Here is a 15,436-nt window from a genome sequence, read left to right as displayed (position 1 = left end):
TCACGTAGGCAGTTAAGCCGGGTTCAAAGCCCAAAAAACTCGCGGGCCGTCAATTCATCTCGCGCAATTTGCGCTTTTAGTTCATCCAGCGAACCAAATCGCTGCTCGTTGCGTATTTTTTTACGCAGTATCACATATATATGGCGACCATAGAGGTCCATTACAACGTCCAGCAGGTGCACTTCTAGCTGTTGACGCACACCGGCGACGGTCGGACGCGTGCCAATGTTGGCGACGCCGTAAAACGGCCTATCGCCCAGTCCTGCCACTTCCACCGCATACACCCCTTTAACCGGGGAAACCTGACGACGCAGCGGTATATTCGCCGTCGGGAAGCCTATCGTGCGGCCCAGCGCATCGCCATGGACCACGCGACCAGAGATGGTGAACGGATGTCCCAGCAGGTTTTCCGCCGTATCCAGTTCGTCATCAGCCAGTGCCCGGCGAACCGCCGTGCTGCTGACGCGCACGCCGCCTTCGCAGAAGGTCATCGCGCTGGTGACGTCAAATCCGTACTCCAGACCAGCCTTCTGTAATAGCAAGAAATCGCCCTGACGACCAGCGCCAAAGCGGAAATCATCGCCCACGGCGAGAAACTGCACGCCAAGACGCTTAACCAGCAGGTCACTGACGAAATTTTGTGCTGTCAGTGCGGCAAAACGGCGATCGAAACGTACACACAATACATAGTCCACGCCGGACTCCGCCAGATAGCGCAGCTTCTCGCGCAGGCGAGTGAGGCGGGCGGGAGATTTATCGCCCGCGAACAGCTCCAGCGGCTGCGGTTCGAAAATCATCACAACAACGGGCAGGCCACGGGCCTCCCCTTCTTTACGCAATCCCTGCAACAGCGCCTGATGACCACGATGCACGCCGTCGAAATTACCAATGGTCAGCACGCACCCGTGTGGCGCGCTGCTGAGATTATGTATGCCGCGTATCAGCTTCATGTCTGGCTCAAAACAGTGAAAATCGCCAAAGTATACCTTGTACAGCGGTTAAGGTTAACCGGCGATTGTTCGCGCAAAACAGAAAGCCGTAATGATTTCATCAGGCTGACCTTTCGCAGCGAAAAAATCTGCTCGTGAACTGCGATTTTTATGCCGAAAGGCTGTATTCAGGGAAGACAAGCTGGTAGAATCCTGCGCCATCACTACGTAACGTAGCGTCGCTAATTAACGGCGCTTATTTGCACAAATCCATTGACAAAAGAAGGCAAAGAGGGCATATTCCTCGGCCTTTGAATTGTCCACATAGAACATATTTGGGAGTTGGACTTGGCTAATATCAAATCAGCTAAGAAACGTGCCGTTCAGTCTGAAAAGGCTCGTAAGCACAACGCAAGCCGTCGCTCTATGATGCGTACTTTCATCAAGAAAGTATACGCAGCAATCGAAGCAGGCGACAAAGCTGCAGCGCAGAACGCATTTAACGAAATGCAACCAATCGTGGATCGTCAGGCTGCTAAAGGTCTGATCCACAAAAACAAAGCAGCGCGTCATAAAGCAAACCTGACCGCGCAGATCAACAAACTGGCTTAATCGCTACTTGTTGTTGCTTGTTTAAAGAACCCGCTTAACGCGGGTTTTTTTATGCCTTCAGATTGCCGGTGGCGTAAACAGGTCCGCGTAGTCACGGTTACAAATTCGCTGTACCGCCGGGTGCTGAATCATCCTTTCGGCAAATATGGCGTGATACTCCTCCATCACGTTATCCACTCTGCCTATCTCCGTAATCTTATCGTCCGAATAGAGATCGTGCGCGTACAGCGTCGGCGCAACGAAGATCGCGTTATGCGCTTCGCCAAAGGCTTTCATCAGCGCCGCATCGTCGAACTCACCGAGGATTTCTACCTTTAGCCCCTGCGAGTTAAACCAGTTCAGCAGCTTCCGTCCGAGCATGGAGCGCCTTCCCGGCACCAGCAGGCGACGCTCCTCAAGGCACGCGGGGAACGGTTTTTCCGGCGGCGGGTTAATGCACCAGAAGCTGACGCCGCATTCGCCAATCTTCACCGAGAACAGCCCTTCCTGCTGGGTGGAGTCAATCGGACAATCCGAGATAATCATGTCCAGCTTGTGCTGGCTCAGCTGTTCCAGCAGCATCTCGTGGGTGGATTCAAAGCAGCGCAGGTGGATTTGCTCATCTTCTACTACCGCTGCATCCAGCACGCCGCTCACCAGCCGCTTGGACAGCGCATCCGCCACGCCCACGTCAAAGAGCAGGTTCGACTCTTTGCGGTAGTTGACGATATCCAGCATCTCCTGGCTCAGGGTGAACATTTTGTCCGCATAGCGGAACACCAGCTCACCCAGTTCGCTGGGTTCAATCCCACGCCCTTTACGCTTGAACAGCTTGCCCTGCAGACGCTCTTCCAGGGCTTTGATTTGCCCGGTGATGGTTTGCGGCGTCAGGTAGAGCGCCTCTGCGGCCCCCACCACCGAGCCCTGTTTATAGACGTGCCAGAAGTAGTACAGATGGTTGTAATTTAAATGAGACATCGCGTCTTCTCTCCCTGAGTGTGTATCGGGAGAAGGCTCGCCTCCTCCCGGTGTTCCGCTATGCCTGGACGGCCTGTCCGGACAATTTCACCTTCAACAAGGTATAACCGATTACCGCGGCCAGTAATGACCCGATGAGGATGCCGAGTTTCGCCCAGACGATAAGCTCAGGCGCATGCGCACCAAACGCCAGCGTCGAGATAAAGATCGACATCGTAAACCCGATGCCACACAGCACGCCGACAGCCATAATCTGCTTAAACGTGGTGCCGTGCGGCAATGACGCCAGCTTCAGCTTCGTCGCCAGCCAGCAGAAGAGGCTAATGCCCAGCGGCTTACCGATAAACAGCCCGGCAATAATGCCCAGCGGCAGCACGGACGTCAGCCCGTCCAGCGTCACGCCACCGAGGGAAACGCCCGCGTTGGCAAACGCAAACAGCGGCAGGATCATAAAGGCGACCCACGGGTGCAGCACATGCTCCAGCTGTTTGGCAGGCGACTTGCCGTCCTGTGGCTTAAGCGGCACGAAGAAGCCGACGATCACACCAGCCAGCGTAGCGTGCACGCCCGATTTCAGCACCGCCGTCCACAGCACCATCCCCACCAGGATATAGATACCGATGCGGCGAACATTGAAGATGTTCAGCAGCGCCAGCACCGCAATCGCCCCGGCGGCCACGCTCAGGGACAGGATCGACAGATCGCTGGTGTAGAACAGCGCAATAATCACGATCGCGCCCAGGTCATCAATAATCGCCAGCGCCATCAGGAAGATTTTCAGCGCAACCGGCACGCGGCTGCCGAGCAGGGCTAAGACACCGAGCGCAAAGGCGATATCCGTCGCAGCCGGGATCGCCCAGCCGTCACGCGCTACAGGATCCTGCCAGGTGAACGCCAGGAAAAGCAGCGCCGGAACGACCATTCCGCCAATGGCGGCGATCACCGGAAACGCCGCGCGCTGGCGGCTGGCAAGCGAGCCCAGAACCAGCTCACGCTTAACCTCAAGCCCGACGAGCAGGAAGAACACCGCCATGAGCGCATCGTTGATCCACAGCAGCATGTTCTTGTTAATTTCCAGCGCCCCGACCTTCAGCTCAACGGGCGTTTCCAGAAATGCATGGTAGAGATCCTGCGTGATGCCAAGGTTAGCCAGCACCATCGCGGCCGCTGCGGCAATAATCAGGATCACGCCACCGGACGCCTCACTGCTAAAGAAACGGTGTAGTAATTTCATTTAAGTTCTCTCTTTTACAACAATACCTCGATAAAACCATAATACCAAGCCAAATAGCTCGGCAAAAACAGATTAATGTTGAGTATAGACTCAGTTTAACCGAGCTATACCCACAAATAGAAAAAGCCCGGAATCGCTTCCGGGCTTGTGCGGATGAAAACCTGAGAACAGATTAACGGGTCAAATCATCGAAGAATTTTTTGACGCCATCGAAGAAGCTTTTGGAACGCGGGCTATTTTTTTCACCCGTCGGGCCGCCAAAGCTCTCCTGCAACTCTTTCAGCAGCTGTTTCTGCCTGTCGTTCAGGCCAACCGGCGTTTCCACGACGACGCGGCACAGCAGGTCGCCCTGCGCGCCACCGCGAACGGATTTAACGCCTTTCCCGCGCATGCGGAACAGCTTGCCGGTCTGGGTTTCGCCCGGCACTTTCAGGTTCACGCGACCGTCCAGCGTCGGTACTTCAATTTCGCCACCGAGTGCCGCCATCGCGAAGTTGATCGGCACTTCGCAGTACAGGTTATTACCTTCACGCTCGAAAATAGCGTGCTGTTTCACCTGAACCTGAACGTACAGATCGCCTGCCGGTGCGCCGTGCTCCCCTGCTTCGCCCTCACCTGCCAGACGGATGCGGTCGCCCGTATCAACGCCAGCCGGGATCTTAACGGACAAGGTCTTGGTTTTCTCAACGCGACCGTGCCCGTGACATTTGGTGCACGGATCTTTAATCAGCGTGCCGCGACCGTGACAGTGCGGACAGGCCTGCTGTACCGCGAAGAAGCCCTGGCGCATCTGTACCTGACCAGAGCCGTGACAGGTTGGACAGGTCTGAGGCTGCGTACCCGCTTTCGCGCCGCTGCCGTGGCAAACGTCACACTCTTCCAGCGTCGGGATACGGATCTCTTTGGTGACGCCGCGAACGGCCTCTTCCAGCGTCAGCTCCATGTTATAGCGCAGGTCCGCGCCGCGCGCCGCGCGCTGACGACCACGGCCGCCGCCGAAGATGTCGCCAAACACATCGCCAAAGATATCGCTGAAGTCAGCGCCGCCGCCAAAGCCGCCGCCGCCGAATCCACCGCCGCCCATGCCACCCTGTTCAAAGGCTGCGTGACCGTACTGGTCATAGGCCGCACGTTTTTGTGCATCGGTCAGGACTTCGTAGGCTTCTTTGATCTCTTTAAATTTGGCTTCAGCCTCTTTGTCACCCTGGTTACGGTCCGGGTGGAATTTCATGGCCAGGCGCTTGTACGCCTTTTTGATTTCACGCTCTTCCGCAGTTTTCGGAACGCCTAAAATCTCGTAATAGTCTTGCTTTGCCATTGGTTTTTTTAAGCCCCTTAACATGCGAGCACGGGCGTGGAGAGTTCTCCTACGCCCGTGCCGATTAATTACCCTGCATCAGGGCGATTATTTTTTATCTTTAACTTCTTCGAACTCAGCGTCGACAACGTCGTCGTCTTTCGCGTTGTTCGCCGAAGCGTCAGCGCCCGCCTGCTGTTGAGCGTGCTGCTGCTGAGCGATTTCCATCAGCTTCTGAGAAGCCTGCGCCAGCTCCTGCATCTTCGCTTCGATGTCCGCTTTGTCTTCACCTTTCAGTGAGGATTCCAGCGCGCTCAGTGCAGCTTCGATAGCAGTCTTGTCTTCCGCTGGCAGTTTATCGCCTGCTTCTTCAACCTGCTTACGGGTGCTGTGCAGCAGATGGTCACCCTGGTTGCGGGTCTGAACCAGCTCTTCGAACTTACGGTCGGATTCCGCGTTAGCTTCGGCATCACGAACCATTTTTTCGATTTCCGCTTCGTTCAGGCCAGAAGATGCCTTGATGGTGATCTTCTGCTCTTTACCGCTGTTTTTGTCTTTCGCAGACACGTGCAGGATACCGTCAGCATCGATGTCGAAGGTCACTTCGATCTGCGGCATGCCGCGCGGTGCCGGGTTAATACCGTCCAGGTTGAACTGACCCAGAGATTTGTTATCCGCCGCACGCTTACGCTCACCCTGAATCACATGGATGGTTACCGCAGACTGGTTGTCTTCAGCGGTAGAGAACACCTGGCTGTGTTTCGTTGGGATGGTGGTGTTTTTGTTGATGAGCGCAGTCATCACACCGCCCATGGTTTCGATACCCAGAGACAGCGGGGTAACGTCCAGCAGCAGTACGTCTTTAACTTCACCGGTCAGTACGCCACCCTGAACCGCAGCGCCGATTGCAACCGCTTCGTCCGGGTTAACGTCTTTACGTGGCTCTTTACCAAAGAACTCAGCCACTTTCTTCTGAACCATTGGCATACGGGTCTGACCACCCACCAGGATAACGTCCTGGATATCGGATACGGACAGGCCAGCGTCCTGTAGTGCAACTTTCAGCGGCTCGATGGAACGGTTCACCAGGTCTTCTACCAGGCTTTCCAGTTTCGCACGGGTCACTTTGATGTTCATGTGTTTAGGACCGGTCGCGTCTGCGGTGATGTACGGCAGGTTCACGTCGGTCTGCTGAGCGGAAGACAGCTCGATCTTCGCTTTCTCAGCGGCTTCTTTCAGGCGCTGCATAGCCAGCGGGTCGTTACGCAGGTCAATGCCCTGATCTTTCTTAAATTCGTCAACGAGGTAGTTGATCAGACGGGTATCGAAGTCTTCACCACCCAGGTGGGTATCACCGTTGGTTGCCAGAACTTCGAAGGTTTTTTCGCCGTCAACTTCGTCGATTTCGATAATAGAGATATCGAAGGTACCACCACCCAGGTCGTAAACCGCGATAGTACGGTTGCCAACTTCTTTATCCAGACCGTAAGCCAGTGCAGCAGCGGTTGGTTCGTTGATGATACGTTTTACTTCCAGACCTGCGATACGGCCAGCATCTTTGGTTGCCTGACGCTGAGCATCGTTGAAGTACGCAGGAACGGTGATAACAGCTTCAGTTACCGGCTCACCCAGGTAATCTTCCGCGGTTTTCTTCATTTTTTTCAGCACTTCAGCAGAGATCTGCGGTGGTGCCGTTTTAGTGCCTTTCACATCAAGCCATGCATCGCCGTTATCTGCCGCGATGATTTTGTAAGGCATGATGGAAACGTCACGCTGAACTTCTTCGTCCTGGAAGCGGCGGCCGATCAGGCGTTTAATCGCAAACAGGGTGTTTTGCGGGTTTGTCACTGCCTGACGTTTAGCCGGCTGACCAACCAGAGTTTCACCATCCTGGGTATAAGCAATGATAGAAGGCGTGGTGCGATCGCCCTCGGCGTTCTCCAGCACGCGTGCAGTAGTGCCATCCATAATCGCTACACAAGAGTTGGTAGTACCCAGGTCGATACCAATAATTTTACCCATCTAAACGTCTCCACTAAAAATTCAGTCAACATGTGGTTGTGTACCTGTAATAAGGGCAGAACGTGCTTTTTCAACTGCCCAGATTTGATTTTTTTCAGGTCCACACACTGCGGTTGACTACAAGATGGGGTCGCGACGGCATCCATCAAGGGGCAAGCATAAAAAAAATTTTAATTTCACCCTGATGAGATCATAGACGCCATCAATTGCGCCCATTATGATGCCGCGCCCAGTCAGGGAGTACTGACGCGGGTTTAACCATTTCACCATATTAATGATGATTTTTTTGAGGACTTATGGGCAACACTAAGTTGGCTAATCCGGCTCCGCTGGGCCTGATGGGTTTTGGCATGACCACTATTCTGCTGAACCTGCACAATATCGGGATGTTCCCGATGGATGGCATCATCCTGGCGATGGGCATTTTTTACGGCGGTATCGCGCAAATCTTCGCGGGCCTGCTGGAATATAAGAAAGGCAATACCTTCGGCTTAACCGCCTTCACCTCTTACGGTTCTTTCTGGCTGACCCTGGTTGCCATTCTGCTGCTGCCTAAAATGGGCATGGCGGACGCGGCAAACGCCCACTTCCTGGGCGTTTATCTGGGCCTGTGGGGCGTCTTCACCCTGTTCATGTTCTTCGGTACCCTGAAAGGTAACCGTATGCTGCAGTTCGTCTTCCTGAGCCTGACCGTGCTGTTCGCCCTGCTGGCGATCGGTCACCTGGTGGATAACGAAGGCATCGTTCATGTTGCAGGCTGGATTGGTCTGGTTTGCGGCGCAAGCGCTATCTACCTCGCAATGGGTGAAGTGCTGAACGAGCAGTTTGACCGCACCATTCTACCGATTGGTGAAAAACACTGATCCCTCTGTCGTGCCCGCCTCGCGGGCACGACATCCCCCCGCCTGACGAAGCCAAAATCCTAATACCAGCCCCATCAGCGAGAGCGCGAGTACATACCAGGCTGGCGCCATCGGCGACACGCCCATCAGTACGGTAACCGCAATCGGCGTTAGCCCGCCGAAAATGGCATACGACACGTTGTAGGAAAATGAGATCCCGGTGAAGCGTACCTCCGGCGGGAACGCGCGGACCATCACGTACGGTACCGCCCCGACAACGCCCACGCACAGCCCTACCGTGCCGTACAGCAGGAACAGCTGTTCAGGATGGCTGCCCGCCAGATGGTAAAACGCCCAGCTTGATGCGGCCAGTAACAGGCTGCCGACGATAAAGGTTACGCTGGCGCCGAAACGATCTGCCGCCAGCCCGGCGGCCAGACAGCCGAAGCAGAGCATGATTGTCGCGATACTGTTCGCCTGTAGCGTCACGGCAGGGGCGAAGCCGTACTGCTTTTGCAGCCACACCGGGGACATCAATATCACCACCACAATGCCCGCCGAGAGCAGCCAGGTGAGCAGCATCGACACCACCACCGCTTTTTTATGGCGTACCACGACCGCCTTCACCGGCAGCTCCTGCGCCAGCGCTTTGCGCTGCTGCATTTCGAGGAAAATCGGCGTCTCCTGCAGCCAGCGGCGCAGGTACATCGCGACCAGACCAAACGCCCCGCCCAGCAGGAACGGAATACGCCAGCCCCAGTCATGCACGGCCTGCTGCGTCATGCTGGTATTCACAATCGTTGCGACCACCGAACCCAGCAAAATCCCTACCGTTAAACCCGCCGTTAAGGTTCCGCAGGCGATACCAATGCGGCGCGCCGGAACATGCTCCGCGACAAACACCCACGCGCCAGGCACTTCACCGCCAATCGCCGCGCCCTGAAGGACGCGCATCAGCAGCAGCAGCAACGGAGCAAGGATGCCCATCGAGGCATAGGTGGGCAGCAGACCAATGGCCAGCGTCGGCACGGCCATCAGCAGGATGCTAAGGGTAAACATCTTCTTACGCCCGACCAGGTCGCCAAAGTGGGCCATGATAATGCCGCCCAGCGGACGCGCCAGATACCCGGCGGCAAAAATGCCGAAGGTTTGCACCTGACGCAGCCATTCCGGGATATCCGCCGGGAAGAAGAGCGCTCCCACCACGGCGGCGAAGAAGACGAAGATGATAAAGTCGTAAAACTCCAGCGCGCCGCCTAAGGCCGCGAGCGTGAGGGTTTTGTAGTCCTGTCGATTCAGAGGTCGGGTGTTATGTGACATAGCGAACCATTATGCATTTATTGTGGATTTATTTTTACAGCAATCGTAAAGAAAAAATTACTATACCGTAAAAGCGTTACCACGCTATCGCCGCTTCAGCTAATGTCACATATTGGTTAATTTCAGGAGATTGTTTCGCGACGCGCGTTTTTTGGACGAAAAGCTGCTACCACTTTCTCATCGGTTTCCACATAGGGACCGTCAAGCAGCTGTATACAATACGGTACACTTGCAAAGATGCCGTGAACGAGGGCGCTGCCATCTTCTGCTTTCAGCCCTTCCAGCGTCTCTTTGATCGACTTCGGCTGGCCCGGCAGGTTCAGGATCAACGCCTGCTTGCGGATCACCCCCACCTGGCGGGAAAGAATGGCCGTCGGAACAAAGTGTAGACTGATCTGCCGCATCTGTTCACCGAAGCCCGGCATTTCGCGATCGGCAATTGCCAGCGTCGCGTCCGGCGTCACGTCGCGGCGCGCGGGACCGGTTCCGCCCGTCGTCAGAACGAGGTGACAGCTCATCTCATCCACCAGCTCACACAGGGTCTGCTCGATGATCGGCTGCTCGTCAGGGATCAGGCGAGTCTGGATCTCAAACGGGGTAGTCAGCGCGCTGGCAAGCCACTCTTCCAGAGCGGGGATGCCTTTATCCTGGTAAACGCCGCTGGAGGCGCGGTCAGAAATCGACACTAAGCCGATGCGTAAGGTATTCATATCCATTCCATTCAAAGAGTACTGATTAAAGGGAATGATACACGCAGAGAGGAAATTCAGACAGAGGCGGGGGTAAGACGCGTGACCGGGAGCCCGGTCACGCGGAATGATTACAGCAGGTCGCCGATCATTTTTTCCAGTTTGCCCTGGTCAACAGCAAACTTACGGATACCGTCCGCCAGTTTGTCTACCGCCATTGGATCCTGGTTGTGCTGCCACAGGAACTCGGATTCAGTGATGCGCTCTGGGCGTGCTTTCACTTCACCGGTGTAGGACAGCTTACGCTCCAGGGTACCTTCGCTTTCAGCCAGCTCTTTCAGCAGTGCAGGCGCGATGGTCAGGCGGTCACAGCCAGCCAGCTCGATGATTTCACCGACGTTACGGAAGCTCGCGCCCATAACCACGGTCTCATAGCCGTGCTGTTTGTAGTATTCGTAGATTTCAGTCACGGAAACCACGCCTGGATCTTCAGCCGGTGCGTACTCTTTCTTATCGGTGTTGGCTTTGTACCAGTCCAGAATACGGCCCACGAACGGAGAAATCAGGTATACGCCTGCTTCCGCACATGCACGCGCCTGCGCGAAGGAGAACAGCAGGGTCAGGTTACAGTTGATACCGTCTTTTTCCAGCTGCTCTGCCGCGCGGATGCCCTGCCAGGTAGAAGCCAGTTTGATCAGGATACGATCGTTGCTGATGCCAGCGTCGTTGTACATTTTGATCAGACGTTTGGCTTTCGCGATAGACGCTTCGGTGTCGTAGGAGAGACGCGCATCCACTTCGGTAGAGATACGGCCAGGAACCAGCTTCAGGATTTCCAGACCGATGTTCACTGCCAGCTTGTCGGTGGCATCCACAACCTGCTGCGCGCGGTCATTGCTCTGTGCTTTCGCCCAGGTCACTGCGTCGTCAATCAGTTTGCGATACTCAGGGATCTGTGCGGCGTTAAGGATCAGAGAAGGGTTAGTTGTGGCATCCTGCGGCTGGTACAGCTTCATTGCCGCGATATCTCCGGTGTCAGCTACGACAGTGGTGAACTGACGAAGGGAGGTCAATTTATCCGTCATGATAGTGTTTCTCTTTTAACGTGCCCTGGATAATTCACGCTACCGACAGCATGCCTGCAGCGGAAAAATGACAGGTTTACTTGTTAGGGGGATGTAACCGGTCTGCCCTGATGATAACACGACGGAGGGGTAGCGCAACCGCAGACAGTGCGCTTAGGCAGAGTATGGTAAACTCGGAATATTAACAGGCTGCTAAGCAACAGCATGCCCAATCAGTGGTAGCGCTTACATATTCACTTTGGCATCAACAAGAGGGACGTTAATGCCTGATTTCTTTTTCTTTATTAACGAAGTCCTCTGGGGTTCGATAATGATTTACCTGCTTCTGGGAGCAGGTATTTGGTTTACGCTACGCAGTGGGTTTATCCAGTTTCGTTATATTCGCAAGTTTGGCAGAAGTCTGAAAAACAGCGTCACGCCCCAGCCGGGTGGATTAACGTCGTTCCAGGCACTCTGTACCAGCCTGGCGGCACGACTCGGCAGCGGGAATCTGGCGGGCGTTGCGCTGGCCATCAGCGCCGGTGGGCCAGGCGCGGTCTTCTGGATGTGGGTAACGGCGCTTCTCGGGATGGCCACCTCCTTTGCCGAAAGTTCGCTTGCACAACTCTATAAAGAGAAAGATAAACACGGCCAGTTTCGCGGCGGTCCTGCCTGGTACATGGCGCGTGGCCTGGGGATGCGCTGGATGGGCGTCCTGTTCTCGCTTTTTTTACTGCTCGCGTACGGCCTCATTTTTAATACCGTCCAGGCAAATTCTGTCGCCAATGCCCTGAGCTACGCCTTCTCCTGCCCGGAGTGGGTCGCCGGTATGACTTTAGCCCTTGTCGTACTGCTCACTATTTCTGCCGGTCTCAGGGGCATCGCCCGCCTGATGCAGTGGCTGGTTCCCGTTATGGCGCTGCTCTGGGTTGCCGCGAGTCTTTTCGTCGCCGCACTGCATATCGAGCTGGTGCCGGGCGTGATTGCGACCATCGTCAAAAGCGCTTTTGGCTGGCGCGAGGTGGCCTCCGGGGCGCTGGGCTACACCTTCAGCCAGGCGCTGATGGCGGGTTTTCAACGGGGAATGTTTTCCAATGAAGCCGGTATGGGGTCAACCCCCAACGCGGCAGCCGCCGCTTCTTCCTGGCCGCCGCACCCGGCCGCACAAGGCATTGTGCAGATGATTGGCGTTTTTACCGATACCATCATCATCTGTTCCGCCAGCGCCATGATTTTGCTACTGGCAGGTCCCGTACCGCATTCCTCAGGAACCGCAGGGATACAGCTTCTCCAGCAGGCGCTGGTGAACCTTACCGGCGGCTGGGGCGCGGGGTTTGTCTCACTCATCCTGGTGTTATTTGCGTTCAGCTCGATTGTGGTGAATTACCTCTACGCCGAAAATAACCTTATTTTCCTGAAGCTCGACTCCCGCGCTGCAATCGGAACCCTGCGTCTGGGGGTCATACTGATGGTGATAGCAGGCTCCCTGCTCAGCATGCCGCTGGTCTGGCAGCTGGCCGATATTATTATGGCGCTGATGGCGATCACTAACCTCACGGCGATCCTGCTGCTCTCACCCGTTGTGACCCTGATTGCCAGAGACTATCTGCGTCAGCGCAAACTCGGCGTTCCACCGATATTTGATCCCGCCCGCTATCCCGATATTAAGGCGCAACTTGCCCCCGGCACGTGGGATGATTTGCCGCGGCAATAACAGCTATCGATCAATTCAGGGCGATTTTTTGCTAAAGTCGCTCTAAATTTCCTGCAAGGACTGGATATGCTGATTCTGATTTCACCTGCAAAAACGCTCGACTACCAGAGCCCGCTCGCCACCGAGCGCTATACCCAGCCTGAACTGCTGGACTACTCGCAACAGCTGATCCGCGAAGCGCGTAAACTTTCTGCGCCGCAAATCGCCTCGCTGATGAGCATCAGCGACAAGCTGGCCGATCTTAACGCGACCCGCTTTCACGAGTGGCACCCGGATTTCACCCCGGCTAACGCTCGCCAGGCGATTCTGGCGTTTAAAGGTGATGTCTACACCGGCCTGCAGGCGGAAGATTTTAGCGAAGCCGATTTCGATTTTGCCCAGCAGCATCTGCGCATGCTGTCGGGTCTGTACGGGGTACTGCGCCCGCTGGATCTGATGCAGCCGTATCGTCTGGAGATGGGGATTCGCCTGGAAAATGCCAAAGGCAAAGACCTGTACCATTTCTGGGGCGATATCATTACCGACAAGCTGAACGCGGCGCTGCGCGCCCAGGGCGATAACGTGGTGATTAACCTGGCATCCGATGAGTACTACAAGTCGGTGAAGCCGAAAAAGCTGGATGCGGAGATTATCAAACCGGTGTTCCTCGACGAGAAGAACGGTAAGTTCAAAGTGATCAGCTTCTACGCCAAGAAAGCGCGCGGCCTGATGAGCCGCTACATCATCCAGAACCGCCTGACGAAGCCGGAGCAGCTGACCGCCTTCAACAGCGAAGGCTATTTCTTTGACGAGTCGTCGTCGGGGAAAGGCGAGCTGGTGTTTAAGCGCCACGAGCAGTAAAAACAAACCCCGCCATCTGGCGGGGTTTTGCATTAATGGTGTTTCCAGTCCGGGCCGCGATCGTCGCGGTGGTCATCGTGATGATGGTCGTCGTGACGATCGTCGTGTTTACGATGCTCGTCATGTGGACGCCAGTGGTTATCACGCCAGTCATAATGCGCCTTCCACCAGTCGTGGTCGCGCCAGCGGCCGCCGTCCCAGTAATGCCCGTTGTTATCCTGGTCGCCAATCTGCAGTTTTACCGCCGGTACGAGGGTAATTTCAGATGCCTGAACCGCCATGGGGGCGACCAGTACCAGTGAAAGCGCGATGAGTGCATGTTTCAGTGTAGACACAGGAGACTCCTTATTCTTCTTGCCCAACGTGGGCCGATGTAAGGAGATTACGCGAGGGGAACGGGGGATGTTATTCTCTGCAATCCTAAACGCTAAGTGACCGCATTTATTGGGAATTTCTACTTTTTTCCTGCTTTATTTCTCCTTAATTTCTTCACAAAAAAAGCCGGGTGGCGGCTTCGCTTACCCGGCCTCGGTACAATGCTTCTGTTGCCGGGTGACGCTGCGCTTACCCGGCCTACGTTCAGGGGGATTGTAGGCCCGGTAAGCGAAGCGCCACCGGGCAAAAAATCACGCTCGGGTCATCATCAGCTTACGCAGCGCGGCAAAATCTGCCGGCAGTTCATGAGACAGCAGCGGCAGGTCGGCACGCTCGGCCAGCTCTTTCGGCAGCGGCAGCGTTTCGTCCAGGATCGCTTCCACGCTCTCTTTGAACTTCGCCGGATGCGCGGTGCCCAGGAACAGGCCATATTCCCCCGGGTTAAGCTGGTCGCGCAGCGCACGGTAGGCAATCGCCGCGTGCGGTTCAGAGGTATACCCCACCGCCTTCAGCTCGCGCATGGTCTCTTTGGTGGTTTCATCCGTCACCGCGGCGTAGCCCAGGTCACCCAGACGCCAGATCTTACGGCGGAACAGCTCTTCCACGCGCGGCCAGTTGTTTGGCTGCGATACATCCATTGCGTTAGAGAGCGTTGCCTGCGTGGCGTTCGGCGCCCACTTCCCGTCTTTCAGGAAGCGCGGCACGGTGTCGTTGGCGTTGGTGGCGGCGATAAAGCGTTTCACCGGCAGACCCAGAGATTTCGCCAGCAGGCCCGCCGTCAGGTCACCGAAGTTACCGCTCGGCACGGAGATCACCAGCTGGTTGCGCGCTTCCTGCGGCAGCTGCGCCACCGCTTCGAAGTAGTAGCAGATCTGCGCCAGCAGACGGCTGATGTTGATGGAGTTAGCAGAGTTCAGACCCAGGGCCACCTTCAGCTCTTCGTCGTCGAAGGCCTGCTTGACCAGCGCCTGGCAGGCATCGAAGTCGCCGTCAATTGCCACGGTTTCAATGTTGCCGCCGAGCGTACAGAACAGTTTTTCCTGCAGCGGGCTAATTTTGCCTTTCGGATAGAGGATCACCACGCGGACGTTTTTCAGGCCGTAGAACGCGTGCGCCACCGCCGCACCGGTATCGCCGGAGGTCGCGGTCAGGATGGTTACCGGTTTATCGCCGCTGATGTGGGTCAGCATCTGCGCCATAAAGCGGCCGCCGAAGTCTTTAAACGCCAGGGTCGGGCCGTGGAACAGCTCCAGGCAGCCAACGTCAGGCTCAACCTGCTTCACAGGCGCCGGGAAAGCGAACGCCGCACGCACGCGCTCTTCCAGCAGCTCCTGCGGGATTTCGTCGCCGATAAACGCCGAGAGAATTTTGGTGCTGCGGGTGACAAAGTCCTGCTTTAGCAGTTCGTCGATGTCGGTCAGCTGGAATTCCGGCAGGTCATGCGGGAAGAACAGCCCCTGATTTTTGCCCAGCCCCTGAGTTACCGCCTGCGCGAAGCTGACCTGCTCGTTATGATCTTTAAGGTTATAGAGTTTCATTAA

The 15,436-nt window shown here is 55.8% G+C and carries 14 protein-coding genes and 1 pseudogene; 4 read left to right on the top strand and 11 right to left on the bottom strand.

All coding sequences use genetic code 11. The annotated features are described in order from the left end of the window. Window positions 1-23 precede the first annotated feature (23 nt). Both ribF and L370_RS23680 read right to left on the bottom strand, forming a co-directional pair. Window positions 24-950 carry a bifunctional riboflavin kinase/FAD synthetase gene (gene ribF / locus L370_RS11780; protein ID WP_023334465.1) on the bottom strand — a complete coding sequence of 309 codons (927 nt, stop codon included), beginning with the start codon at window positions 948-950 and terminating at the stop codon, window positions 24-26. A 7-nt stretch (window positions 951-957) separates the two neighbouring features. Then, window positions 958-1,176 (bottom strand): annotated as a pseudogene (locus L370_RS23680) (DUF2575 domain-containing protein). A gap of 101 nt (window positions 1,177-1,277) precedes the next feature. Here L370_RS23680 and rpsT point away from each other — a divergent pair. Beyond that, complete coding sequence (gene rpsT, locus L370_RS11785; protein ID WP_003856458.1) at window positions 1,278-1,541, top strand: 30S ribosomal protein S20; 264 nt, start codon at window positions 1,278-1,280, stop codon at window positions 1,539-1,541. Window positions 1,542-1,598: 57 nt separating this feature from the next. Here the strand turns inward: rpsT and nhaR are convergent, their stop codons facing one another. The 4 genes from nhaR to dnaK form a co-directional block, all read right to left on the bottom strand. Beyond that, window positions 1,599-2,498: a transcriptional activator NhaR gene (gene nhaR, locus L370_RS11790; protein ID WP_023334464.1), complete on the bottom strand. Its 900-nt coding sequence runs from the start codon at window positions 2,496-2,498 to the stop codon at window positions 1,599-1,601. A 58-nt stretch (window positions 2,499-2,556) separates the two neighbouring features. After that, a complete protein-coding gene (gene nhaA, locus L370_RS11795; RefSeq protein ID WP_023334463.1) occupies window positions 2,557-3,732 on the bottom strand; it encodes a Na+/H+ antiporter NhaA in 1,176 nt (391 codons plus the stop codon). Window positions 3,733-3,904: 172 nt separating this feature from the next. Then, window positions 3,905-5,050 carry a molecular chaperone DnaJ gene (dnaJ, locus tag L370_RS11800; RefSeq protein WP_023334462.1) on the bottom strand — a complete coding sequence of 382 codons (1,146 nt, stop codon included), beginning with the start codon at window positions 5,048-5,050 and terminating at the stop codon, window positions 3,905-3,907. A gap of 87 nt (window positions 5,051-5,137) precedes the next feature. Next, window positions 5,138-7,051: a molecular chaperone DnaK gene (gene dnaK, locus L370_RS11805; RefSeq protein ID WP_023310346.1), complete on the bottom strand. Its 1,914-nt coding sequence runs from the start codon at window positions 7,049-7,051 to the stop codon at window positions 5,138-5,140. A 296-nt stretch (window positions 7,052-7,347) separates the two neighbouring features. Here dnaK and satP point away from each other — a divergent pair, with 296 nt between their 5' ends. Further along, window positions 7,348-7,914 (top strand): acetate uptake transporter, encoded by a 567-nt coding sequence (gene satP, locus L370_RS11810; RefSeq protein ID WP_023334461.1) that lies wholly within the window; start codon window positions 7,348-7,350, stop codon window positions 7,912-7,914. On the opposite strand, the gene L370_RS11815 is transcribed toward satP, so the two are convergent. From L370_RS11815 to tal, 3 genes are all read right to left on the bottom strand, one after another. After that, entirely contained in the window at window positions 7,891-9,213 is a 1,323-nt protein-coding gene (locus L370_RS11815; RefSeq protein ID WP_023334460.1) for an MFS transporter, read from the bottom strand. The genes satP and L370_RS11815 overlap by 24 nt on opposite strands. A gap of 122 nt (window positions 9,214-9,335) precedes the next feature. Then, window positions 9,336-9,923: a molybdopterin adenylyltransferase gene (gene mog / locus L370_RS11820; RefSeq protein WP_023334459.1), complete on the bottom strand. Its 588-nt coding sequence runs from the start codon at window positions 9,921-9,923 to the stop codon at window positions 9,336-9,338. Between the two features lie 110 nt (window positions 9,924-10,033). Next, window positions 10,034-10,987 carry a transaldolase gene (tal, locus tag L370_RS11825; protein WP_023334458.1) on the bottom strand — a complete coding sequence of 318 codons (954 nt, stop codon included), beginning with the start codon at window positions 10,985-10,987 and terminating at the stop codon, window positions 10,034-10,036. A 262-nt stretch (window positions 10,988-11,249) separates the two neighbouring features. Between tal and L370_RS11830 the strand changes: the two genes are divergently transcribed. Beyond that, window positions 11,250-12,680 carry an alanine/glycine:cation symporter family protein gene (locus L370_RS11830; protein WP_023334457.1) on the top strand — a complete coding sequence of 477 codons (1,431 nt, stop codon included), beginning with the start codon at window positions 11,250-11,252 and terminating at the stop codon, window positions 12,678-12,680. A 66-nt stretch (window positions 12,681-12,746) separates the two neighbouring features. Beyond that, window positions 12,747-13,520 carry a peroxide stress protein YaaA gene (gene yaaA, locus L370_RS11835; protein ID WP_023334456.1) on the top strand — a complete coding sequence of 258 codons (774 nt, stop codon included), beginning with the start codon at window positions 12,747-12,749 and terminating at the stop codon, window positions 13,518-13,520. A gap of 32 nt (window positions 13,521-13,552) precedes the next feature. Here the strand turns inward: yaaA and L370_RS11840 are convergent, their stop codons facing one another. Together L370_RS11840 and thrC are read right to left on the bottom strand one after the other, a co-directional pair. Continuing rightward, window positions 13,553-13,855 carry a DUF2502 domain-containing protein gene (locus tag L370_RS11840; RefSeq protein ID WP_023334455.1) on the bottom strand — a complete coding sequence of 101 codons (303 nt, stop codon included), beginning with the start codon at window positions 13,853-13,855 and terminating at the stop codon, window positions 13,553-13,555. A gap of 291 nt (window positions 13,856-14,146) precedes the next feature. Next, on the bottom strand, window positions 14,147-15,433 hold the full coding sequence (gene thrC / locus L370_RS11845) for a threonine synthase (RefSeq protein WP_023334454.1): 1,287 nt from the start codon (window positions 15,431-15,433) through the stop codon (window positions 14,147-14,149). Window positions 15,434-15,436: the final 3 nt, after the last annotated feature.

It is taken from the genome of Enterobacter sp. MGH 24, from assembly GCF_000493015.1.
In the GTDB taxonomy this organism is placed as follows: domain Bacteria; phylum Pseudomonadota; class Gammaproteobacteria; order Enterobacterales; family Enterobacteriaceae; genus Enterobacter.
This window is presented reverse-complemented; position numbering and strand designations above follow the sequence as displayed.